Origin of the sequence: Ancylothrix sp. D3o, from assembly GCF_025370775.1 — a bacterium.
GTDB lineage: Bacteria > Cyanobacteriota > Cyanobacteriia > Cyanobacteriales > Oscillatoriaceae > Ancylothrix.
Genome location: NZ_JAMXEX010000025.1, coordinates 1 through 26390 on the forward strand (window position 1 = coordinate 1; position 26390 = coordinate 26390).

Consider the following 26390-nt stretch of genomic DNA (forward strand, 5'->3'; position numbering starts at 1 on the left):
CTACCTAATTATCAACAAGGAATAAGAGCTATGAGGCTTATTCTATCAGCGTTATAAGCGACTTGTCACCCCGACAGTCAAAAAGCTACTTTATTTTATCTGGGGTTTCTTCCAGCTTTTGTAGATATTAATCAAATATCTTATTTAGATATTGTTATTATTATAATAATTACTATCTTGACCGTAGGCGGTGTAAAACTTTGTTATGCGTTTATGGCTGATAGAGCTAGGTTTTCTATTAGTTCCAAAATAACAAAAAGAATAAATTTGGCGGTTGGCTGTGTAATGATTTCTGTTGGTTTTTTTTTATTAACACAACTTTAATCAGATGACCCGCGTTGAGTATAGCTAATAAATTACTGTACCGGAACACTGCAATATGAGAGAGAGGTCGGTAGTTGGATGTCCACATCGGGCTTGAGGGTCGGTGGAGGATGGCATTTTATTGGGGAGTTAATTGGGGGGCTGGTGGTGTGCGGCCTGAACTGGTCGTTTGGTAAGTAGGGCCGGCCAAACGCCGGGGAGTCACACCACGAGCCCTCACGGAAAGTACCAGAAATGGTATGGCCACGCCCAAGTAGGTAACGCTCACAGGCGGAATGCAGGCCCCAAACGTAGCCGTTAGCGTAAGCGTCGCGTAGCGATAGCCAGCAGCCTAAGTTGGTTAGGAGCAACAGGGATTCTTGAGGGCGGTGAACACGAGTGAACTGTCGTTTAAACTGCGTAATAACGCAACGGGCCAAATAAGGCTGACAGGCCCGAACCAACAAAGTAGGTGGGTGGTTTTGTTTATCAACTATCAGCAAAGCGTGTGAACGAACTCCCTCCGCAGAATAGACAGCACAAAGCCGAGAAAACGGACAACCAAACGATACAACAGGGTAAATCCTACAGAGTCTATGGGAAGGTCGAATCCTGTAGTAGGCAGACCGTAAGGAAAGCAGAACTCTAGCTTTGGGTAGAGGATGAGGCAAAAAGCGAAAGCCTTCCTGTAACGGGGAGGATAGGGGTTCAAAATTTGCCCCTGACAGAAAGGGATAGCAGACTTGCCTTGGGTCATACCAGAAAGGGTAGTGCTGCATAGTCAGGATATTACGACTGGTATCAACAACTTAAGGATGCGTTGTAATGATGAATAAAATACCAGATAGCGCCAATATGATTAGATAATTTTTTAGAAAACGAGAGAACTTTTCTCCCTAAACGGGCTATTCTTTGTCGCATCGTATTATTAAACCTTTCTATGTAATTTGTTAAGCCACTGTTTTTTGCTACTGCTTTGTGTCTTTTGGTCGGAAAAATGGTCGAATAGGCTTGCCAAAAATCTGTGTAAAGACGTTCGGCCCTAACGTCTCTACGAGCACATTGACGATAAACAGGTGGTAAAGAATCCCATAATCCTTTAGCTCCCAATAAATCTCTGCTGCCAATAAACACTCCAACAATTTCTTTGGTTCTAGTATCTATGGCCAGCCGACATATCCACTGTTTATTACCTTTCGAGCCTACAAATGACCACATCTCATCACATTGAAGTGTTAGTTTACCCTTTTTTTTGAAGTGACATTCACAACTCTAAGAACTAATGCTAATTTTTTATTGACGTAATACTGTAACCACCTCGGAGACACCCCGGTTGCTCGGACTATTCCAGCTAATGATATCTTTTCTAATAAAAGTTTATCTATAATTTTTTTCTCTTGGGATTGGGGTTGATGTCTGGGAACAAGTACAAATTGTCTACCACACTCCTTGCATTTAAAGTTTTGCTTCCCACTAGAAGTCCGGCCATTTTTCATAACATTTTTAGAAGCGCATCGGGGACAATTCCTAGGAAAGCAAGTTATTGTTGTACTAAATAATTATATCCTATTTTCCTGACTATGCACCACTACCCAAGAACAGGAAAAATCTAAAAAAAAAGTGGCCGACCTTCCAAATGTAGAGACGAACTGCGGCGAACGGCTGTACTTTAGAAAACAAACTTTTAATGAGGCTAGAATATTTGAGAGAATACCGGACTCCGTTTCATATAGGGCAAGGTTGGGGGTTAAATGAATCCAATGTTTATCGTATAATCACGCCTGGTAGAAAAATGTTTAATTGAAGCTAGATTGTTTATAATGTCTGAAAAAAAACGCCCTGTTAAATCAAGAGTTAGAGTGGGAAGTCGTAGTAGTTGATGTCACCGAAACTCCCATTGAACGTCCAAAAAAACAAAATTTTACAGCGGCAAGAAAAAGAAGCATACATTAAAATCTCTAAGAGTAGTAAAGCAAAAAACCAAGTTAATTGTCTTACTGTGCCAAGGGAAAAGAACATAATTTTAAAATTTCTTAAATCACCAAAATAAGATAACCAAAAATATAAAATGTCTAGCCTATAAAGTATATTAAGAAAATATAAAATTTCATATAAAAAGTTAAACTTCTCACAAAAAGAAAACAGTCAACATTTATCTGAAGAGCAAAAAATAGGAAAATAAAATTTTTTATTAAGAATTGTTATTGAACACGTTAATCCTGATCTGAAGATTTTTAAAATAATTTCATCTCGCTATAAAAATAGAAAATTTTTTTTGGTGCGCTTAAAATTGATAGCAGGTATTTATAATTATGAGCTTTGTTTGCCTAAGATTTGTTAATGATGGGGACTTTCGCTCATAGGTCTAATATGCTCCATCCATTCAAAGTTTTTGGGGAGAGCCTGCTAGTTGATGTTACAATTTATGATGAAAGCAATCAGCTTTATCGTGCCTCATTGGTGCTAAAAAATCTTCTGGCCACGACACAGAGCGTCATACTGGTTCAAACCCCATGTCATATAGCGATTTTAATACCATCGGAAAAGTAAAACAAGCATTTGGATTAACCACTGTTGAAAATGTCCGCTTTTTCCCTTCTATTGACCCAATTGTTCCCAGTGATACGCTAATAGCTTTTTTACAAGAAAGTGTGCCGCTTGCTACTGCTACTGGTAGTGAGAAGGCTCGCTCTGAATTGATTATTAGCCCTATTCTCCTAGAGGTTCGTAAATATAAGAACCGGAAAATCAGCCTTTTTTCTGGCGAAGAGTTTTCGGTAGATCCGAGTGTCGGTTTGAATGGCGTTTGTGATTTTTTGATTAGTCGTTCGCCTGAATTACTGGAAATTGAAGCGCCGGTGGTTGTAATTCTGGAAGCAAAAAAAGCTGACTTGAAGATTGGTATAGGTCAATGTATTGCAGAAATGGTAGCTGCCCAGAAATTTAATGAGTTAAAAGGCAATCAAATTTCTGCTATTTATGGCTGTATTAGTAGTGGGACTCAGTGGCGATTCTTAAAGCTAAAAGGCCAAACTGTGACCATTGATTTGAATGATTATTCACTTTTTCCTGTAGAACAAATACTGGCATTTTTGGTATGGATGGTCGAACAAAGTTGATAGACTAGCAAAACTAATTAGCGGGACTTCAACAAAAAAAAACGAGCTAAATAAGCTATAATGCTTGAATAGCAGAGAAATAACTTTAAATCAGAAACGATGAAAGAGACCCCCCCTGCTGCGATGCCCCCCTGTTTTGAGAGATGGTGTCAAAGATTTGACGATATCTTTGGTCATAATGCCCAAAAAAGGGAGTGAATGAACTATTTAGGCGGATTATTGGGCGAAAGTGAGCGAAAAAGCCTTTCCCAAATGGCGGCAAACAGCCTAGGAGTGACTTACCACAAGTTACATCATTTTTTAACGGAGGCACCAAGGTGAGCAATGGAACTGAATCAACGCCGTCTTTTGGTAATGAATCAGTGTAGGCAAACCAAAATTAATCGAGGCTTTAGCCTAATTATTGATGATTCTGGACACCGAAAAGGTGGTAATTTTACAGAGGTAGTAGGACGGCAATACATAGGATAAATTGGAAAAACAGACAACGGGGTAGTTGCAGTTACTAGCCATCTATATGATGGCATCAAAAGTTCACCCTTAGATATAGAATTATATCAAAAAGCCGACTCATTACCCAAAGGAAACGCCGACCCAGAATTTAAAAAGAAACCCGAACTAGCCCTATACTTAATAAACAAAAGTTTAGCTAGAGGATATCAACCAGGAATAGTCTTAATTGATGGGGGGTATGGAAATAATACCAGTTTTTTACAATAATTAGAGAAAAGAAACTTAAAATACATGGTCGCAATTGCCAAAAACCGTAAAGTAATAATTGAAAAAGCCGAGGGTGAAAAAGAGGAAATCAGAGTCTCAGAGTTGGCTTCATCGTTGCCTGACGAAGCTTTCACGAAGATTCAACTATCAAGATAAAAATCGAGAACCGTGTGGGTAGCAACAAGAGAAATTGAGTTATCAAAGTATCAAGGCAAGAAAGTAATCGCTATTGTTATGAATGCAGAGACTTTCGAGAAAGCTACTGAAATTGATTATTTAATCACCAATATAGGTTCATCAATCGCCACAGAGGAGTGGATAGGAAAAAGCTATTCACAAAGAAATTGGGTGGAAGTTTTCTACCCTTGAATCCAAGGGATGGTTAGGGCTAAAATAATATCAAGTCCGAGATAAACGCAGCCTAAAAAGGCATTTAATTTTGGTGTTTTGTGCTTACATTTTCATCCTCTGGCATACCTTAACGGGGGGATTAAGACGTAGATGGGCTTGGAAATCTTTAAACACTTTTACAGAAGCTCTTGAAGCATTTCGTCCAGCCGTATCATTTCGGTTTGTCTTATGGTTGAACGAAAACTGGAAAGTATTTGCCGCTTATAAAGCTAGTTCGATGCTCTGTTTGGGCTTAAAATTTGTTTAAGTCCCCATAAATGTAGTTGTGGGTTGGTGCTGTGTCGAGATACGAATGCCGCACTTAATTTTTTTACAAAAGCATTAAGTACGTTAGGGCATACCAGAGCTTAGGGGCGAGACGCTCTAAACGCGCAGGCGTGAGTTGTCGCTTATCTAAACTCTGCAATGACTTTAGGCAAGGACTTTTATACTGCAATAAGAATCCCTCTATTTCTAATCGGGGGATGGTCAATTCGCTAATCTGTGAATTTGCTATATTTGTCCCTGCGAGTGAAAAAAATTGACATCCTCTCCCTCTTTAGATATACTTATAAAAGTAGAGAAACTTAAAACAGTAAGCTGGCTACAAGCAAACTCATCAGGGCATTACGTTAACAATTCCCTCAACCCTTAAAAACTTTAAGTCAGAAGTAATTACTCCCACAGCGCCACCCATAACAGCAGTTGATGATTGCGGTTGTGGGATGGATATCCAAGGTCTTGACACACTGGCACCAATATCTGAGGAGCCGCAAACCCCTAACCCGGTTTCTGCAAATATCAGCCTTGCACAGCTTCAAGAGTTGACAAGGCGTTTTAATGCGGCGAATTTTTCCCTAGGTCAAGCCATTACTGAGACCCTAACCGGCACCCCAACCAACGATATCATCGCTGCGAACGCAGGTGATGATGTAGTCATTGCCTACGAAGGTGATGATGTTGTAGTCGGTGGAGATGGCAACGACAACATTTTTGGCAACAGCGGCAATGATTTATTATTTGGCAATTCTGGAGCCGATACAATAAATGGCGGCGTTGGCAACGATACCGCTTTTGGCGGTAGAGGCAATGACTTGATGCTTGGAGGTGCCGATGCCGATATTCTGTTGGGTGACAGCGGCAGTGACACTTTAAACGGCGGCGATGGTGACGATAAAGTATTTGGCGGCAAAGGAAATGACTCTGTTTCCGGTGATGCTGGTAACGATACCCTTCACGGTGGCCAAGGAAATGATGTAATGCGCGGCGGTGTCGGCAATGATATTGTTTCGGGTGATATCGGCAACGATACCATCTGCGGTGATGAAGGTGACGATAAAGCTTATGGTGGCACAGGAAACGATTGCGTCGGCGGCGATGCCGGTAACGATACGCTTTTTGGCGGCCAAGGAAATGATGTAGTCAGTGGCGGTGCCGGCAATGATTATATTTCTGGTGATCTGGGTAACGATACATTAACAGGTGGTGAGGGAGCAGATACCTTCGGCTTCCGCTATTTTGCTCACGCAGGCCAATCAACACCGAATGCCAGCGTCCCTAACGGTAATGTTTTCGGCTTAGATACCTTGACCGATTTTACTCCTGGTCAAGATAAAATTCAATTGGATAACAGCGTCCTAACTCAATTGCCAGAGGGTACTTTAGCAACAAACCTTTTTGCTGTAACTACTAACTTTATGCCTAATACTGATGGTGTGGGTACAGCTAAGGTTGTTTATGACAAAACAAGCGGTCTGGTTTACTATAACCCTAATGTTGCTGTAGGCGATGAATTACCATTAATGCAGCTACAAGCTAATTTCAATAATCTCACTTCTAGTGATTTTGAAATTATCTAAATCGGTACTGAGGCAAAAGCCGATTTTTTATTTACAAAGCTTTCTAAACTTTGCTAGTAAAAAAAATCGGTTTTTTCCCATAAATTAAATTCCCTCTACAGAACTTAGGTAAAAGTGCCAAGTTGTAGGAGTTTGTAGGGGCGGCTTCAGGAGTACGGCCTTTATTTAGTAGGAGTGTCTACTTTCTACTTCTGTTAAATTTCCAACTTTTTACTCAAAGATGCCTTCTCAACTCAATGATGCTATTTCTTATTATAACCTCGCAGTTATTTTTGACCAAAAGGGATTACTAAAAGAAGCTGAAACCAGCTACCGTCGCGCTATTTCTCTTAAACCGGATTATCTTAAAGCTTATAGTAACTTGGGTTGTATTCTCGTCAAGCTTGATAAACTTGAAGAAGCAGTTAAAGTGTACCAAACAGCCCTCGCCATCAGTCCAAACTGGGCAACTTTACACAATAATTTAGGTCAAGCTTTACAGGCACAAGGAAAAGCTGGTGATGCTTTATCGGCTTATTTAACTGCCATTGCTTTGCAGCCAAATATGGTTTTAGCTCATTATAACGCGGGTAAAGTTTGGCAACTCGAAGGTGAGCATTTGCAGGCAGGCCGGTGTTTTCAGCGCGTAATTGAACTGGCACCAGATAATGTTTCAGCTTACAGTGATTGGGGCTATTCTCTGATGGCTTCTGGCAAACTAGATGCCGCAATGGAGTGTTTTCAAAAAGCAATTTCTCATCAACCGGCTTTTGTTGAAGCGTATTGCCAACAGTTTCTTCAACCAGAAGAACAAAAAAAACAAGAAATTGACGAACTACAGCAAGCAAAAATTGCCTGTGCGAGATTTTTGGATGCCTTGCAAAAGCCATTTATCTCTACCGAAATTTATGCCTATCTCTGGCAAACTTATGTACATTTAGGAAATGTTTTATTTGAGTATGGCAGCTATCGACAGGCGGAGAATTATTATCACCAAGCTTTACAAATTGAACCAAAAAATCCAGAAATTTATTTGAAATTGAGTCAATGTTTGGGGAAACAAAAACGGCAAAATGCAGCCTTACTGGTGAGCTTTTTGGCAAAAATGAGTCCCTCAGCAGCAAGGTTTGCAAAAAATAACCAGTCGTCATTAACTACTTCTCCCCAAGGTGTTTATTTATCAGCGAAAGAATGGGTTACTGCTACTGAATTAAAAGGCGCGGAATATGTGGAAGTTTGTTTAGAAGATGAAAAAGGCAGTCAAGAAAGCGGGTTTGTTTACGAAGATACTAAATTTGAGCAGCAAACACGGGAAAAAGACCCTTTTCGACCGATATCTGAGGAGAATTTAACTTTGAATAAATTGCCTGATTCTGAAACTTTAGAAAAAGAATGTGGAGGGTTAAATTGTGCGCCATGTCTGAAGCGAATTTATCAACAACTTTCACCTATTTACGAAGAAAGCGGTATTCAAGTTTTTGATAATAATCGTTCACAGCTTTGTTTTAATTCTCCCAACACTTTTGTAACAGTAATTCCAGAGGGACGCGCTTGGGTTGTACCTCAAAAAAATTACTGGATGATTTGTAATGCTATTGGTATTATTAGCCCTGATAATTATTTGTTAGCAGATATGTCGCGGGAGTATCCGGGTTCTTTGCCAGGATGTCACCGGCATGATCCTAATAAACACCGCATTTTTAATATAGAAGAATTGCCGCCGATAGAGAAAATAGACGCTTCGGTGGCTGTCTTATCTGGACTTTCGGGAAATGTCTATTTTCATTGGATGGTAGATATTCTTCCCAGACTCAATATTTTGCGGCAAAGTAAAATAGAATTCTCAAAAATAGATAAGTTTTTAATTAATAGTATTACTCAACCTTTCCAAAGAGAAACGCTGTCGCTGTTGGGAATTCCTAGTTCAAAAATTATTGAGAGTGATCTTCACCCTCACATTCAAGCAAAAAAGCTCATCGTTCCTTCTTTTGCGGGACATTTGGGGTGGGTAGAACCGGCCTCTCTTAAGTTTCTCCGTCAGGAGCTTTTGAAACAAATTTCTTTACAAAATTTAACTTATCCAGAGCGGATTTATATTAGTCGAGGAAAGGCAAGATACCGGCGCGTTTTGAATGAAGAAGAACTCATCAATTACTTGGAAAAGTTCGGTTTTCAAAGTGTGACATTAGAAGAAATAGCGGTTGCCGAACAAATTACCCTGTTTTATCATGCTAAAATAATTGTGGCTCCACACGGCAGTGGGTTAACTAATATTATCTTTTGCCAGACGGGGACAAAAATTATTGAATTAACTTCACCGCATTATGTTAGACATTATTATCCGGTCATCAGTCAACTTTTAGGGTTACAACATTACTACTTAATAGGGGAGGCATTTGCTTGTTATCCTCTACGAGAGTTGATGTATCAAAATCCTCTAACAGAAGATATTAAACTAACTAAAAGCCAATTAGAAGCTATGATAAAAATTATAGGTTTAAATAATTACCCCACATCTGAAAACACAGCAAATTCTATGGAAACTATTGTCAATTCTCAATTGAACGCCGTTAAGTTAAATGAGCAAGCTGAAGCTTACTTGAAACAAGGCAAATTAAAGGAAGCAGAAACAATTTGTCGGCAAGTTTTAGCAGTTCAACCGCAGTCTGCACCGGCTTTCAAAACCCTGGGCAATGTTTTGCAGGCTACGGGAAAAATAGAAGAGGCAAAAGAGTGTTATAAAAAATCTTTGATTATTGAGCCAAATTATGCAGCAGTTTATGCCAATTTAGGCAGTTTGGCGGCGCAGCAGAAAGAATGGGAAGCGGCGATATCTTATTATCAAAAAGCGATTCAGTTAGATCCGAAATTGGGTGCGGCTTATCGGAATTTGGCGAAGGTTTGGACGCAATTAAATAAGCCGGTGGAAGCGGCAGAGTGTTGGTATGGTGCTTTTAGTTTAGAACCCGATAAATTTACTGTTCAAGAATGCGTTAATTTAGGTAATACTTTGGTAAGTCAGGAGAAGATAGAGGAGGGAATTTTATGTTACCGGCACGCTTTGAAGTTTAATCCTAATTTACTTGGTGTATATCAAAATTTGGGAGAAGCCCTGAAGCGACAAGGTAAGCTAGAAGAAGCAAAAGTTTATTATAGAAAGGCTGAAGAAGTGGAAAGAAAAGCAGGCAATAAGTTGGAGTTAACAAAGGCTAATAATGGGGCAATTAGCAGCCAAAAATCTATAAATTCAGTGGGATTAGCGGATGCTGAGGCGTGTATTGCTTTAGCAGAATTTTACAGTAAAAAGGGCAAATGGTTAGAAGCTATTGCGGCTTGTCAGCAAGCAATTTCACTTCAACCGGCATCTGCTGACGCTTACAAAATATTGGGTAAAGGGCTACAATTTAGTGGTCAGTTGGAGACGGCGAAACAATGTTATTTAAAAGCTTTAGAAATTCAGCCGAATTTAGCAGAAGTTTATGCTAATTTGGGGAGTTTGGCGGCACAGCAAGAAAGCTGGCAAGAAGCAATTTTATATTCTCAAAAAGCGCTGCAAATAAATCCTCAATTAGTGCCGGTTTATCGGAATTTGGCGAAAGTTTTTGATCGCATGGGGTTGCCGGCAGAATCGGCACTTTGGAGTTATAATGCACAGAGGTTAGAACAGAGCCTAGAACCGGCTTCGGGAACGGCAGAGAAATATTTACTTTTGGGAAATAAACAGTTGTTAGAGGGAAACGTTGATGAAGCGGTTAAATGTTACCAGCAGGCTATTACATTAAATTCTAATATGTCGCCGGCTTATCATAATCTTGGGGAAATTTTAAGTACAAAACAGCAATGGGATGAAGCAATTAAAGCTTACCGAGAAGCGATTAAGGTAAAGCCAGATAATGCCGGTTCTCATTATGGTTTGGCAAAAGCATTGTCTGCACAAAAAAACTGGCAAGAAGCGGTGGTAGCCTACCGGCAGGCAATTAGTTTTAACCCAAATTCAGCGGCAATTTATCATCAATTGGGAGATGCACTGAGTCAACTGCAACAGTGGGAAGAAGCTGTCAAGGCTTATTATCAAGCTATTGAGTTAAATCAGGATAATTCGTGGTCGTATAATAATTTAGGAGACGCGCTGATTAAACTGGAAAGGTGGGAGGAAGCCGTCACTGTTTATCGCCGCGCCATTGAGTTAAACCCAGATTTCTTTTGGTCACATCAGAATTTAGGAGATACGCTGATAAAATTGCAACGGTGGGATGAGGCTGTTGCAGCATATCGAAAGGCAATTACCTTAAACTCTGAGTCGGCTCAAACTTATTACAGCTTAGCAGATGCGTTAGTAAAACTGGGTGAGTGCGATGAAGCGGTGGCTTGTTATGAAAAAATCCTCCAACTGCAACCAGAAACAGCAGGAATTCAGCAAAAAATACACGAAATTAAGCATCAAATAGACAAGCAAATAAACACACAGGAAAAAACAGAAGCAACTTCGGGTTTTACACAATATCCCCACTCAATAGTTTTAACAGGTTCCGAAAAGCCGTTCAGTTTAGAGCGCAAAGATAGCAAAACTATTAAAATTGCCGAGCAAGACATTTTATGTTTTATGGTAGTCAGAAATGAATCGCTGCGCTTGCCTTATTGTCTCTCCTATTATCGGCAACAAGGAGTAGCGAAGTTTTTTGTAGTTGATAATGATTCCACTGATGAGACTCTTTCCTATTTACTGAAACAGCGAGATGTCTATGTTTGGCATACCAAAGATGCTTTCAGTCAATCCAGATGTGGTACAAACTGGACTGAACTCTTACTCAAAACTTATGGCGAAAAACACTGGTGTTTAATTGTCGATCCCGATGAAATTCTTTATTACCAAAACTGCGAAGACAGAAGCCTTTCGGAGTTGTGTGAAGAATTAGATCGGCAAGGAAAGAAAGGACTCACGGCAATTTTGCTGGATATGTACTCAGATAAGCCGATTAAAGAAACTCATTACAGTGCCGGTCAAGATCCGCTAGAGATTTGTCCATTTTTCGACCGAAAGTTTTATCACTATAAGACAGACAATTTTTACGGACGCACGCATCAGACTAGCTACTTTGGAGGAGTTAGACAAAGAGTTTTTGGAAATGAATCCATAGATGGGCAGGAAAATATTTTTTATTGCCTCAATAAAGTCCCGCTCATTAAATACGATTCTAGCATTGAAATCGAGCCAAACTTTCACTGGACAAGCTGTATAGAATTAGCCGAAGAAACGGGATGTTTACTACATTTTAAATATTTTTCCAATTTTGCCCAATATGTGCAGGAAGAAGAACAAAGAAAAGAACATTGGAACGAAGGAATTCAGTATGCCCAATATGCCAAATCCCTTCGACAAAATGAACAGATAAACCTTTACGATCCCAAGCATTCAGTGAGATTCCGAAATAGTCAACAATTAATAAATTTAGGCATCATGCAAGGAGTAAGCAGCTTAAATGAAGATTCTGCCATAGGTTCTGAAGAAAACTATAATTTAGGTCAAGAAAAAGAAAAAAATCAAGAATGGGAAGAAGCTATTTTTTATTATGAAAAAGTCCTCAGTCACAACCCCCAACACCCCTGGGCGCATAACAACTTAGGTTTGTGCTTGCTGCGGCTAAAACGGTGGGAAGAAGCAATTAGTGCCTACCGCTGTGCCATCAATATTAAGCCTGATTTTGCTTGGTCTCATTATAATTTAGCATCCGCTTTCAAGGAGTTAGGACAGTGGCAAGAAGCGGTGGATCATTATCGTCAAGCATTACAGCTAAACCAAGATTTACCATACATTTACCAGCAATTGGGAGAGGCTTTGCAAAAAGTAGCTAAATCCTATTTAAATGAAGCAATGGAGTGCTTCCGTCAGGGGATAAAAGCTCAACCAGATAACGTAGAAATTTACCACAAAGCATTAGAAATTCAGCCCAATGAGTCTCAACTTTATGTAGAGTTAGCAAATGCGTTAGTAAGAAAAAATGAATTTAATCAAGCGATTGGATTTTATCATGTTGCCCTTCAAATTAACCCGAATTTGGCTGAAGCGCATTGTCAGTTAGGCAAAGTCGCTGAAAAACAAGGAGACGTCAAACGAGCAATTGCTTCCTACCGGCAAGCTATTGATTGCAACTCCAATGCAGGACGCTACTATTTTTATTTGGGGAAAGTTTTGCAAAAACAAGGAAAAAGCGAAGAAGCGATTATCTATTATCAAAAAGCTACTCAGTTCGATTTAGATTCGGATATTGCTTATGAAGAGTTAGCAAAGTTTTGGATACAGAACCAAAACTGGGAAGCCTCACTGGCGGCTGTTCGCAAATCAATCCAACTCAATCCAAATTCCGCTATTTGTCACAAAAATTTAGGAGATATTCTGGCAAAACAACGTAAAATTCAAGAAGCGAGTGCGGCTTATAGTAAGGCCATTCAACTTGGGTTTTCACCTTATTAGTTAGCGATGAAAAAAAAGTAGGAGTTATAAACATGAAGGCTGAAACAGATATGACCTATTTTCAAAAGGGCAAACAACTGGAGGCGGAAGGCAAGCTGAATGAGGCGCTCAGTGCCTACAGTCAGGCAATTAAGTTGAATCCTAACAATGCTCTATTTTATCAATGGATGGGAAATGCTTTAACTTTAAACAATCAGCTTGAAGAAGCACTTGCTTCCCATCGGAAAGTTAGCCAAATGAGAGGGTGGGATCAGCACGCCTTAAGAGGTTATGAATTTCCTAAAGATTTTTTTACAAACCATATTTCCAACTGGAAGAAATATCTGAACTTATTTGCAGAAAAACCCGGCATTAAGGCTTTAGAAATTGGCAGCTTTCAGGGAATGTCTAGTTGTTGGCTGCTGGACAATATTTTGACTCATCCTTCAGCGACAATTACCTGTATTGATCCATTTTGGCCATCATACGAGCATTGTTTTGATGCTAACATTGCTAAAACAAATGCCTCATCAAAAGTTATTAAGCTGAAAGGTATATCGGAAAACGTTTTAAGTTCATTGCAACCCAATTTTTATGATTTTATTTATATTGATGGCAATTATGCAAGTGATGCAGCGTTATACGATGCTGTTTTCTCATGGAAATTATTAAAAGTAGGTGGGATAATTATTTTTGATGATTATCTGCTTTCTGAGAAGATAGATAACACTAAAACGGGAATAGATTTATTTCTATCATGGTATGAATCGACACTTGAAGTTATTTATAAAGATTATCAAGTTTTTGTTAAGAAAAGACTAGATGAAAATTTAGATGTAAACTTTAATAGCTTTTTCAAAAAAGCAAATGAATTATATCGGCAAGGTCAACTAGAAGAGGCTACTGTTGCCTACAAATTTTATCAGAAGTTAAACCCCAACTTTTATGCCATTTACCATAACTTAGGAGAAGTCCTAGCCGAACAAGGACGTTTAGATGAAGCTGTGACAGCATACCGACGTGCTGTTGAACTGAACCCTAACTCCGCTTGGTCGCATCATAACTTAAAAGAAGTTTTGACTAAACAAGGAGACTCGCAAGCAGCAGTCATTTCCTATCCTCCTCCAATTGAACAGAAGTCCTATTTGTCTGATGTATCCGAAAACCCAGAAAAAACAGTTGCCAAAATAAATCAACAAAATCCCGTTATTGAAATAGATGTTCGCTCTTATGAAGAATACATCGATTTGGCAAAAGAGTTAAAAAAACAAGGAAAGCTTGAGGAAGCGCTCAACTGCTACTTTAAAGCCATTCTACTGAAACCTGACTTTTGGAAGGCACACAACAATCTATATTTTAATATAATAGAGTTGACAGACAAACCGTCATTTTTTAATGGGGTAATATCTCATAAAGGTGATTTAGAAAAGTTGTGGGAAAAAATCAGACAATTTTATGTGGAGAGCATCGATAGGTTCCCGCGAATTCATCATCTAGCCTACCTAAATTTAGGTGATGTATTAACTTTGCAAGGAAACCCAGATGAGACTATCGAGATTTATCTGAAAGGAAATTATCAGCAAATTTTATTTTTAAAACCGGATTATATCAAAAAACACTGGAATCTTGCCAACTCAAAAAAACCACAATTCTTAATGATTGGATGTACTAAATGTGGAACCACTTCTTTATATAATTACTTAATTCAACATCCGAAAATTTTGCCATCTCTAGTCAAAGAAATTCAATATTTTTATCCAGATAGTAGATATGATTTGGGCGATAAGTGGTACTTGGCTCATTTCCCTCCTGTGGAAACTAGCCAAGGGTTTATGACAGGTGAAGCTACTATTTATTATATTTATTGCTTAAAAACTATTCAAAGAATTTATGATTTTTGTCCTACGTTGAAATTGATTGTGATGCTGAGAAATCCAACCGCAAGAGCGATTTCCAATTTTTATATGAATGTCGCATTAGGATCGGAAAAAAGAGGGGATATAGAAGCAGTAATGATGTCCGAGCTAGAAATTCTTACAGGAAAGACAACAATAACCGAGGAAACCCTCAAACAATTGCCCAGCCGTTATCTGGCAGAGGGAGTATATGTCGATTTCCTAAAACATTGGATGAATGTTTTTCCTAAACAGCAGTTTTTAATTTTGCAAACAGAAGAGTTGGCCAAAAATCCAGAAGGTACAATGAAGCAGGTGTTTAATTTCTTAGGAGTTTCTGAGTATCGTCTTCCCAGTTATGAAAGACTTAATGAAGGCTCTTACTCCCAAAGGAGTGATTCACTTCGTCAAAAGTTAGCTGAGTTTTTCAAGCCCCACAATCAACGGCTTGAGGAGTTTCTAGGAAGAAAATTTAACTGGGATTGACTTTCTATCAAAGCTGACACAGGAGAGTTCAAAAATCTGGTTTCCAAGGAAGTAATAAGGAAGCAATCCACGATTTTTAAGAAAAATTAAATTTGTTGCCTAAATCCTATTTCTATTGACAGTTTGTTGGGGGAACTGCCATCATCGCTCTAAGTTGTGGTGGCATTTTAAAAACAACAGAGCGTACCAACTGCTTCCATTCTGGCAAATTACAAAGAGAAGCGGTATTAATATTGTAGATACCGCGTTCCTCATAAAAATTAGTGAAGTCGTTCATCCAACTCGCCATCGTTTCTGTTGTCGAGCAAGAAGAATATTGCAATGATTTTTTTAAAAATTCAGCCATGAGAGCAAAATTGCCGGTGTCATACAAATTCCACGCTTGCCATACAAACGTAGAATAACGCACTTGTTTTTCTAATTGAGTAACACTAGGCGGTAAATTGGGTGACGCAAAGAAATTTTCCAAAATTTCGTTAATTAATAAAGCTTTTTTTTCAGATTTAATAGAAGCGCTTGCCTCATGCTGACGATAGGCTACTGTAACTTTTTTTAGCCAGTAAGATTGGCAGCCTATGCTCGTTAATCGCAGCACTAAATCGACATCTTCTGAGTGAGAAAAGCGAGTGTTAAATCCTCCGGCTCGGTGCAACCATTCTCGACGAAACATCATGGCACTGGGAAGGACGGGTTGCCACATTAACCAAGTTTCTAAGTCTAAGTTCGGCGCTTTTTTCCACATTTCGACATCGGCAATCTTTTCACCGGCAAAATTAACTTTTCGCCAACCGCTATGAACAATTCCTAAAGAAGAATCTCTCTCAAAACAAGCAACTTGTTCTTCAAGTTTAGTGGGTAAAAAGAAAAAGTCATCGGCATCCAAAAATGCAATAAATTCGCCACTTGCTTCTTGAATTCCCCGATTACGAGCGCTTGATACTCCTTCATTGTTTTGGTAAATATAGCGTATCCGATTAAAAAACGGCTCTAATACCGAGCGCGTGTTGTCTTTTGAGCCATCGTCAATTACAATTATTTCACAGTTTTTGTAAGTTTGGTTGAAAACGCTTTCGAGAGCTTCTTGGATAAAGCGAGCACCGTTATAAACCGGCATTACTACGCTTACTCGTGGAGAGTTTACAGTTTTAAATTCCTGAACACTTTTCAGATAGGGTTCTAATTCATTTTCTGTCTCCTTTAGTTTGGGCTGGATTTTATTTGGGAAATTTGCAGCTTTTAGGTGATGGTGATAATGCTCAAAAAGCGACTTGAGATCAGGCCGGTTTTCAAATGTGAAATCCGTATTATGTTTTGTAATAAAATCTGGGCGTTCTGTAGAATATCCGCTAAAATGAAAAAAATTCAAGGGCATCCCATTGACTTTATACCGCCCATTTTCGTGTTCAATATAGCGCTGATGCAAATTCCAAAAGCCCACATTTAAACCTGGATGTCGATTAATGCAAACATTTAAACCAAAGCTGGGTACAAAATCTAGCCACGCTTGATCACAATTCATTCCCTCTTCTAATTTGTAGTATCCAAAATTGACCAGCCGACTTTTCCACCAATGCAAAAATTTTTGAGCATCGGGATGTCGGGACACTCCCATAAAGCCACCATTATAAATTCCTCGTTGTCTAATAGCTAACTCAACCCAATATAGTTTGTCTCCTGTAAGCAAACTGTTTTCTGGCAGTTCGTGCTCGTGAGGAGTTAAGACAATTGCAAACTCATCCAGTTTGTCCCAAACTTCTTGATTTAACGAGTCATAAATATAGATATCACCATCAAAATAGCAGAGTTTTTCATAGTCATAAGTTTTCCACAAATATTCCAGCAAAAATGGTTTGAGAGCGTTACATAGTTCAAATAAGTTGTAGCGAGCAACCATTGAGTTAATCTCTGGCTCTCCAAGTGCTTCTAACTCAATAGTCGTGAACCCCTCTTTTTGCAACATTAATTCTAGTCCGACTTCTGGCTTATCAATCAACAAAAGGAAGACTTTTCCCTCTGGATGATGTTTTAAAAACGAATCTTTTAAACACCGAACTTGAGGTAAATAAAGAGTATTAGCAATGGTGCAAATAACGGGAGTAGTGATAGACATTTTGCTTAGATTATCTTCGTATATGATTGCGCTGAAAATTTACGATGGCTCTCAAAACTAACTATGAGCCTGTTGTGCTACCTGCATCCAAGCTTGCACTTGAGACTCTAGGCAAGATTTGTTTTCTTGCAATTGAGCCTGTGTTTTCAGTGCCGTCTCCATCCATGCCTGAGATTGTGCTTCTAGCCAGTCTCGTTCCTCTTGTACTTGCTTTAGCTTTAAAGCTAATTGTACTAATTCTTCCTGACCCTGATAGAGGTGAGAATTGAACTGCTGCACCTCCTTTTGACTTTGCTGTAGTTGATTTCGAGACTCTTCTAGCTCGGCATTCTTTTGGTGTAATTGTACCTGAGATTGCTCTAGTTCCTCCTGAGTTTGATGTAGTTGCGATTGATACTTTTGGGCCTTGTTTTGACTTTGCTTTAGCTGCTCGACCGATTCTTCTAAAACTTTTTCGGTTTCGTGCAACTGAGACTGCGATTGTTCTAAAACTTCTTCAGTTTGATGTAGCAAAGACCGGCACTCTTCTAATTCTGCATTTTTTTGGCGCAATTGAGATTGAGATTTTTCCAACTCTGCCTGAGTTTGATGTAGTTGCGACTGGAACTGTTCCGCTTTTTCTCGATTTTCGTGCAGTTGAGATTGAGACTGTTGTAATACTTTCTCCGTCTCATGTAACTGAGACTGAGATTGTTCTAAAACTTCCTTAGTTTCATGTAGTAAAGACCAGCACTCTTCTACTTCTGCATTCTTTTGGCGCAGTTCTTCTTGAGTTTGCTCTAAATTTTGTGTTTGCTGATCTAATTGCAACTGGCATTTCTGCAACTCTTCTTGTGCTGTGTGGTATTGCTCTTGATATTGCTTAACCTCTGCCTGATTTTGGCATAACTGAGCTTGAGTTTCTTGAAGTTCGCCTTGCACTTTTTCCAACTCTTGCTGAGTTTGGTTTAATTGTCCCTGAGATTTTTCTAATTCAGCCATTGTTTGATAAAGATGACGCATATAATAAGAATCTGCCATTTCATTATTTCCTTCTAAAGTTTCCAGCATTTTCAGGATTTCTTGAGTTTGCGCTCTTGCCGTAGTTATATCGCCTTCCATTAGTTTTTCCCTAGCAGTATATAACGCATGATTTGCATAAGTTTCCAGGGCCATACTAGATGATTTAGCCGAAACTTTATCTGGAAACTCCTCACGAGACTTTTGAATCGAACGTTGCTGATCGGCTAAATTAGCACCAAATTTCATAATTTTAGAACTCATCGAACCTAAATGCCAACGATACCATGCTAAACATTGCGGTTCATACCAAATTGGATATCGTGCTGCAATTCGCTTCCACATATCCCAATCGCTACAATAGGGATATTGCCAATCAAAACCTCCAATTTCTTCATACACTTTTCTTCGCACTAAAATACTTGCAAACTGAATTCGATTTTCTGCTGCCTCCAGTTCAACAAAATTCCTAACAATCCCTGCCGTTTCTCTCTCTAAAGGCGACATCCATAAAGGTTTTCCCCATTCATTAACACACACATGGCGAGAATAGGCAGCACCGATTTCTAAATTTTGCTGACAAGGTGCGCGTAGACTGTTGTAAAACCCCGGTAATACTTTATCATCTTGATGTAATATTTGCACCCATTGTCCGGTTGCTCTTTCAATACAAGTATTCCAGTTTGCCACCATTCCCACATTTTGTGGTTGTTGGAAAAATTCTATGCGGCCTTTTCCAACTTCTGCAACAATTGCTTTTACTTCTATTTCTGTTGAACCATCATCTACAACCTGAATTTGCATTTCTTCTGGCCCGGCATCTTGGTCTAGGACACTTTGAAGCGCCTCAATTAAATAGTTTTTTGCCCCATTATATGTCGGAATCATAACCGACCACAAGGGTCTGTTTACCCCCTCAGCCACCGGCACGATTTTGGGTAGTTTTTTTGGTAGGTATTCTTGCCTTTTTTTTGGGCTCTCCGTCGGGTAGGCATCAGACATGAATAATTTTAACTCCAGATGAGTTCACCATGATTTTAAAATTTGGCTCTATTGTACTAGAGATAGGTGAAAATTGCTAGATTTTTTTATTTTTTTCTTCAAACTTTCATCAAAAATTAATTTTTCAAAAACTCTCAATTTTTCTTTTCTACGGGGACAAGCGGCTTTTTGCAGCTAATAAAGCTTGAATATTGGCCAGTCTTTGCCTCGAAGCATCTAAATCGATGTTAATTTTATGTAGTTTTGGATAATTAGATAAGGGCAAAATTTCTTTGTTTGAGGAAGGTTTTTGCTGAGCTTCTAATTGTTCGGTAATTTGAGGAATATTAAATTGATACTCTTTTAACTGTGCTTTAAGCTGTTGGTTTTCTTTTTCCAGCCGGCGCACAGTCATCCAATCTTGAAACCCCCCTATTTTAAAATCAGATGCAGGCGGTAGACTTTTGGACAAAATAGGCGTTTCCAGAAAATGCCACGCCCTAGATTCCAATTCTTGGTAGGTAGAAATAGCTTGCGGAAAGCACTCTTCAATTAAAGCACGTCGATGATAATATTCGGCTTCAGTCTTTAAACCAGAGGGATCGTAAAGCTTTAAGTCGGGTGAGGAGAATTCTACTTTGAATTTTTTGGTAATTGCTGCGATATAATCTTTGGGAGATTGGATTATTTCTTGAATGTTGGCGAATAGGCAGCGCTTGGGAAAGCAAGCAGCAAAATTCAAAATAATTTGGTTATAATGTAGCCAAAATTTTATAGCTAACTCTGGTTGACGTTGAAAAATATTGTCCCCACGCCGATATAACGAATCTACCACTTCCCAAGGACAGCGATAAACAAATAAAAAATTAGCCTGTGGCAGAAAATCTGCCCAAAACGATAAAAATAAAGTTGTGCGTGGCTCTTTCCATCCCCAAACCGAACCCAGAGCATTCTGAGCTACAATTTGATGAGCAAGTTGTTTCTCATGTTCTTGTAAATTAATTGTACTCTCAAATGTCCACCCATCTTTATCAAGTTGGTGAGCGTTGAGAATTCTGCGATGAAATTCAAAAAAATCTAAATTTTCAAAATAGCCTTTCGGATTTCCATCATTAGGTGATAGCAAACGATTTCCTATATGCAAACCGGCACTCTGAAGCAACGAAGCTGTTAAAGAAGTTCCAGACCGGTGCATTCCGGTGATAATTAGAATTGAAGGCTCTGTCTGGGATTTGTCCATCACTAACTCCTAGAATCATATTTATTTTAGAGATTATTGTTCACTGCGGTTCCTAGCTTCATTTGAGCCTAATAACCCCAGAACACCCGGCGCCCCCAGCCAAAAGAGAAAAAAAGTCCTCAATAAAGCGGATTGGGAATAACTACGTTAATTTGTCGGAACTTAATTGCTGCCACCGGCACTTTTCTAAAATTTATGTATTGAATTTTACTATAAAGACTCCTTAGTTTGAGAAAGCCGCGAACGCGAGATATCTAAACGTTTTTTAATCACATCTAGCTTCAAGCGTAATTGCGTTATACTTGTGCTAATGTTCTCCTCCCGAGTAATTAATTCAATGGGGGGAGTCTCTGGCTCGCATTTTCCATTTTTTTTGCTTCGGCAAAAATCTTCTATTTGATGCCAACATTCTTCATAATAAGTGTCCGTATAATGATAGCGGCCCTTGCCCCATACATGATAAGGATTAGCTATTATTTTTGATTTTTCTAATTCTATAACATAGCCTGGTTGAACAATATCTTGAAAATAATTATAGCAGAAACTTAAATAATCGTTGTCACTAATTATGAGTTCTTTATTCTCTGTATAAGGATAAATACGATTGTCTTTTTCAAGAATATATTGGGCTTTAAATGCTTTATGAAGTATGCAATTGTCTCTATTTTTTTTTGGAATAATTGAGCGAAATTCTTTGCAAGCTTCAATCCAAAGTTCTAAACGTTTTTCATTTCTGATGCCGATAGTCTCATCTATATATAAATGTTTTTTGAAAGAAGCTTTATTGAAAAGATAGCTACCGGTTATATAAGTAGAGCCAATTTTTAATACAGGATACATTTCAGCTACCAAATCTATAATAATTATGCTCTCTAACATTTTCTTTAAATCGATTCCTGTTTTCTCAAAATCTATTTTTATCGATTTTTTTTCAAAATTGGTAAAATTTGGCGATAAAAGAGAATCATACTTCCATTCTAGCGGAGGATATGAAAGTTGGCTGATTAAGGAAGAATGATATATATAGGAATTAACCATTTCGTTTTTTTGGGCAATTCTAAAAATGTCCCTACTAACGCAAGAGCCAAGAATGTAAAATTTTTGATTGAAGTTAATCATGTTACTCCTAGATTACTCGTTTAATCTTAATGTTTGATTTATTCGGTAAAATTTTGTTGAAGAATTAGATCAAGGGGAAAGGGCTTATTTTTTAACAGAAAATGACTGTGAATAGCCCTCGCTTCAGGGGGTGTGTTTAATACATCATGGCAATTGAATAGATGCGTAAAAAGTTTTGATTTCTACAAATCAGCTTTTATTTGGGAAAGAAGGGAACGAGAACGCGCCAAATCCGCTTTTACTTTTTCCAATCGAGAAACTGAAAGACTGGAAACTGGTTGATTGGACACTTTAACATTAATCCGTGTTGTTTTGGAACCTTTTTTGTGAAACCAAATCACCCCTTCCTCCACCAAATCCAACTCCAAAATATAGTCACCCACTGCCTCTGGCACCTTGACTGATAACGACAACACTACCTCTGCATTTGGTGGCAAATCTTCGGGTAAAGCAACTCTACCATCAGACCGACAAACTACATTTCCTTTATTATCCAACCAATGGTTTCCCAGAGCAATCCCACTTTGCTTTGAATCAGGCCAAACAACGGGGCTAATATTCTTCACTGTCACCTTAACATCCATCACTTCACCTGGTTGAGCAAACAGGGAATTGGGAGCAATAAGTTGGGCAAAATAGGCCGCATCAGGCAATAAAGCATAAGTAATTTGATGTGGTAAAACCGGCCCAGGAGTTGGAAGAGTTTGTGCTGCTTGAATACGAGTTTGTAACTTTTCTGCCACTATCTCAGCGTATGCTTCACTCCTAAAATAAAAGTGATCCCCCGGAATCAAATCCAAAGAAAATCCACCTGGGTAGAACTTGCGCCAACCCCACTCAGGCCACCGAAAATCTTGATAGGGGTTTAAGTGACTATCACACCCAAAAAACAGGGCAACGCGACCAGGATAGGGCTTCGGTTTAGGGCGTAGTGCTGGGGTCTCTAACAGCGCCAGCAGAGTAATAACTTTTCCGCAGTGGTGTAGCTGCTGGGCAATTTCAACAGCAATCCGACTTCCCGCACAGTAGCCGCCGATCAAGTAGGGGCCTTTGGGTTGGACGGTGAGAATTTCTTGGGCATGGTGACAGGCTAAAGCCGTAATATTTTCTTGGGTGAATTCCATCACTTTATAACCGGATGGCATACCATATAAGGGTTGGTTGATACCCAAATATTTAGCTAGTTGTTGTATTTCGCCAAAGCCATTGACGCACCAAAACAGAGGTTGAGATAAACCCTCAGTATTTAAACCAACCATTAAGGAATTAGGAGCAATTCTTTTGCCTTGCCAGCCGGCGGTATAAGCTAAAAGTTGATGATAAATTTCTGGGTCTAGGGATGGAGGCGGAAGCAACGGGATAGATATTTCCTGAACTGCATTTTCTGTAGTTTTCTCGGCTTCCAAAAGAGTAGCTAGTTCGGCAATGGTGCTGAGTTGAAATAAGGCAGCAATCGGGAGTTTTTGATGGAAAACTTTTTCGATTTCGGCGACGAGACGCACCGAAAGCAGAGAATGACCGCCCAAGTCAAAGAAATTGTCATGGATGCCGATTTTATGATCTAGCCTAAGCACTTTTTCCCAAATTTCAGCTAGTTTTTTTTCAACGGCAGTTTGAGGGGCAACGTTGGTATTTTCTGAGCTTTGTTCCAGTTGATTTGGTGTTGGCAAGGCGTGGCGATCAATTTTTCCATTAGGGGTAAGGGGAAACGATTCTAAGATTACAAAAGATGCCGGCATCATGTAGTTCGGCAGTTTTTGCTTTAGGAAATGACGCAGTATTTCAAGGGTTGGAATTTTCTCTTGAGTGGGGACTATATAGGCGACTAAACGTTTGTCTCCTGAAATGTCTTTATCGGCTAAAACAAGGCTTTCTAAGATATTGGGATGTTGATTGAGTACAGCTTCAATTTCTCCGAGTTCGATGCGGAAACCGCGTATTTTTACTTGGTTATCTATGCGACCAATATATTCGATGTTACCATCTGGTAAATAACGGGCAAGATCGCCGGTTTTGTACAGAATATCTCCGGGCTTATGGCTAAAGGGATTAGGAATAAATTTTTGCGCTGTTAAATGGGGGTTTCGCCAATAACCGCGAGCCAGTCCAATACCAGCAATATAAATTTCACCTATTACGTTAATGGGAACTGGCTGTTGATAAGCATCCAAAATATAAATCTTAGTGTTAGAAACCGGTTTACCAATATGAATTTTAGGATCTCCAGCATGATAGTAACCACAGGTACTTAAAGAGCTCACCTCCGTTGCCCCATAACTGCAAATGAGATGTTTTCTATCTTGGCTCCAACGCTCCAAAATATTTTTAGAGTTTAGTTCTCCAAAAATTGTAATTCCTTGTAAGGCAGGAAAATCTGTACTGGGGATTGCAGCTAGAGCGGAGGGGGTAATTTTTATATTGGTAATTTCATAGTTTTTCAAAATACCAACAAGTTGTGAACCAGGCAGTAAATCTTTTGCGTCTGCTAAATAGACTTTTGCTCCCACAAGCAATGGCATAAACAATTCGGCAACTGTCCCACTAAAACTTAATGAGCCAAACAGTAAATGTCGCCCCTCTGGGACAACCTGATATGCCTGACGACGAGCTTTGGTGGCAAAATTCAGAAGACTTTTCTGTTCTATAGCGACTCCTTTGGGTTCACCTGTAGACCCTGATGTGTAAATAATGTAAGCTAGGTTATGTGGCTTAACTTTACTGCAAGGATTACTTTTAGGTTGAGTTTTGATTGCTGTCGAATTGGCGTCAATAAGGGTCACTTCGTATTGGCAATAAGTAACCTGTTTTAAGAAGTCGTTAGGAGCGACTATCCATTGAGCTTGGCTATCTTTTAGTAAATACTGCAAGCGTTCTAATGGGAGATTGGGATCGAAGGGAGTATAAGCTCCTCCTGCTTTGAGGATGCCTAAAATCCCAATCACCCCATCAAAGGAACGGTCAGTATAGATGGCCACTACGGTCTCTGGCCCTACTCCTAATTTTTGCAAATAATGTGCCAATTGATTAGCTCGATTATTTAACTGGCGATAGGTCAATTGTTTATCTCCAAACACCAGTGCTACTGCATCGGGTGTTCGTTCTACTTGCTCTTCAAATAACTGATGAATACACTTAGCATCTGGATAATCGGCAGCCGTGTCGTTCCATTCAACTAATAACTGATGCCGTTCACGTTCTGTTAATAAAGGCAATTGGGAAACCGGCTGTTGGGGATTAGCTACTATGGCTTCTAACAACACTAGAAAATGGCCGCACATTCGTTCAATGGTTGCGGCTTCAAATAAATCGCTATTGTATTCAAAGGAACAAACAAGTCCTTTAGATGTCTCGGCAATATCTAGCATTAAATCAAGCGCCGCAATTCCTCGCTCAAATTTGCATTCTTCAAAGGTGACACCGACTGCTGTGAGGGTTGGGTTGGGAAGATTTCTTAATTGAAATAAAACCTGAAATATTGGGTTGTGACTGAGATTTCTCTCTGGGTGTAATGCTTGGACTAATTTCTCAAATGGTAATTCTTGATGGGAAAATGCTTCTAATGCCACTTGACGCACTTGAGTTAAAAATTCTGCAAAAGTTGGATTGCTATTAAACCGGCACCGGATCACTAAAGTATTAATGAAAACACCAATTAAGTTTTCTGTTTCTAAGAGATTACGTCCTGCTATTGGCGTTCCAACAATAATATCTTCCTGGCCGGTGTAGCGATAAAGCAATATTTGGAAAGCTGCCAACAAGGTCATAAATAGCGTGACTTCTTCTCTCAAACTCAGTTCTTTGAGGGAGTCACTGAGGTTTTTTGGCAATAATAAATTTTGCTTCCCGCCTGAGAATGTCTGCACCGGCTTTCGTGGTCTATCTGTGGGCAAATTCAATACAGGCAAACTACCGCCTAATTGTTTTTGACCGTAGGCAAGTTGAGGCTCTAATTTTTCCTTTTGTAGTCGCTGTCTTTGCCATATTGCAAAGTCGGCATATTGAATTGGGAGTGGTGGAAGTATTAAGGATTTTCTGTTGACAAAAGCTTCATAATGTGATGCAATTTCTTTGAGTAAAACGGCTACTGACCACCCATCAAAAATAATGTGGTGCATTGTCAGCAACAGGATATTTTCTGTTTTAGAAAGATGTAGCAATTTCGCTTTTATGAGGGGCAATTGAGATAAGTTAAATTTCTCTTGCGCTGCTTTAAGTGCGATGCGTTCGACTTCTTTTGTTTGTTGTTTTATTGATAAATGAGTTAAGTTTATTCTCGGCAAATTTACGGTTAGGCTTGTAGCGATGATCTGGATAGGTTGTTCATCTACTGTCGGAAAACTGGTGCGTAAAACTTCGTGACGCTCCACAATTTGGTTAATTGCTTTTTCTAGGGCTTCTACATTCAATGAACCTGTAATGCGTAGGTTGATCGGACGATTGTAAGCAGGATTTCCGGGTTCTATTTTATCTAATATCCACAGCCGCTCTTGAGAAAATGAGAGGGGTGCGGACTGGGATTTTTCTCGTGGTGTAATTGTGGGTTGGTGGTTGGCATTTTTGACTTTTTGCTGGAGTTTCTGTTCTAGCAATTTCCGTTTTGCCGGTGATAATTGGGCTATTCTTTGGTTGATTTCTTTCATTTTTTGATTTATATAGGGGTTTTTTCGTGTTAGACGATGTTACTACCTCCAAGTGCAGGCAGGATGCCTGCTCCACCAGTGGGGCGGGCATCCTGCCCG

Annotated in this window: 10 protein-coding genes and 3 pseudogenes; 7 read left to right on the forward strand and 6 right to left on the reverse strand. The window is 39.3% G+C overall.

The window, feature by feature from the left end:
* Nucleotides 1-90: 90 nt before the first annotated feature.
* Nucleotides 91-324 (forward strand): annotated as a pseudogene (locus NG798_RS28250) (LysE family transporter); the annotation flags it as partial.
* Between the two features lie 780 nt (nt 325-1104).
* Here the strand turns inward: NG798_RS28250 and NG798_RS23485 are convergent.
* Nucleotides 1105-1799, reverse strand: a protein-coding gene (locus NG798_RS23485; RefSeq protein WP_261226146.1) for an IS1 family transposase whose coding sequence is annotated in 2 segments (ribosomal slippage) — nt 1105-1559 and nt 1559-1799 — 696 coding nt in all. Because the reading frame shifts where the segments join, the coding sequence is not laid out codon by codon here.
* Between the two features lie 182 nt (nt 1800-1981).
* On the opposite strand from NG798_RS23485, the pseudogene NG798_RS28255 reads away from it, so the two are divergent.
* The 6 genes and pseudogenes from NG798_RS28255 to NG798_RS23510 form a co-directional block, all read left to right on the forward strand.
* A pseudogene (locus NG798_RS28255) lies at nt 1982-2107 on the forward strand (transposase family protein); the annotation flags it as partial.
* Between the two features lie 709 nt (nt 2108-2816).
* Complete coding sequence (locus tag NG798_RS23490) at nt 2817-3422, forward strand: hypothetical protein (RefSeq protein WP_261226147.1); 606 nt, start codon at nt 2817-2819, stop codon at nt 3420-3422.
* 99 nt (nt 3423-3521) lie between these two features.
* Nucleotides 3522-4800 (forward strand): annotated as a pseudogene (locus NG798_RS23495) (IS701 family transposase).
* A 457-nt stretch (nt 4801-5257) separates the two neighbouring features.
* Nucleotides 5258-6391, forward strand: coding sequence for a calcium-binding protein (locus tag NG798_RS23500; RefSeq protein WP_261226148.1), 1134 nt, complete (start codon nt 5258-5260; stop codon nt 6389-6391).
* Between the two features lie 220 nt (nt 6392-6611).
* Nucleotides 6612-12842 carry a tetratricopeptide repeat protein gene (locus NG798_RS23505; protein ID WP_261226149.1) on the forward strand — a complete coding sequence of 2077 codons (6231 nt, stop codon included), beginning with the start codon at nt 6612-6614 and terminating at the stop codon, nt 12840-12842.
* A 32-nt stretch (nt 12843-12874) separates the two neighbouring features.
* Nucleotides 12875-15202, forward strand: coding sequence for a tetratricopeptide repeat protein (locus tag NG798_RS23510; RefSeq protein ID WP_261226150.1), 2328 nt, complete (start codon nt 12875-12877; stop codon nt 15200-15202).
* Between the two features lie 112 nt (nt 15203-15314).
* On the opposite strand, the gene NG798_RS23515 is transcribed toward NG798_RS23510, so the two are convergent.
* From NG798_RS23515 to NG798_RS23535, 5 genes are all read right to left on the reverse strand, one after another.
* The gene (locus NG798_RS23515; RefSeq protein ID WP_261226151.1) at nt 15315-17312 is read right to left on the reverse strand and encodes a glycosyltransferase; all 1998 of its coding nucleotides are present in this window, start codon (nt 17310-17312) and stop codon (nt 15315-15317) included.
* A 57-nt stretch (nt 17313-17369) separates the two neighbouring features.
* Nucleotides 17370-19313 carry a glycosyltransferase gene (locus NG798_RS23520; protein WP_261226152.1) on the reverse strand — a complete coding sequence of 648 codons (1944 nt, stop codon included), beginning with the start codon at nt 19311-19313 and terminating at the stop codon, nt 17370-17372.
* A gap of 148 nt (nt 19314-19461) precedes the next feature.
* Nucleotides 19462-20532, reverse strand: coding sequence for a sulfotransferase family protein (locus NG798_RS23525; protein ID WP_261226153.1), 1071 nt, complete (start codon nt 20530-20532; stop codon nt 19462-19464).
* A 210-nt stretch (nt 20533-20742) separates the two neighbouring features.
* Entirely contained in the window at nt 20743-21651 is a 909-nt protein-coding gene (locus NG798_RS23530) for a DUF6270 domain-containing protein (RefSeq protein WP_261226154.1), read from the reverse strand.
* A gap of 182 nt (nt 21652-21833) precedes the next feature.
* Nucleotides 21834-26291, reverse strand: coding sequence for an amino acid adenylation domain-containing protein (locus NG798_RS23535; protein ID WP_261226155.1), 4458 nt, complete (start codon nt 26289-26291; stop codon nt 21834-21836).
* Nucleotides 26292-26390 lie beyond the last annotated feature (99 nt).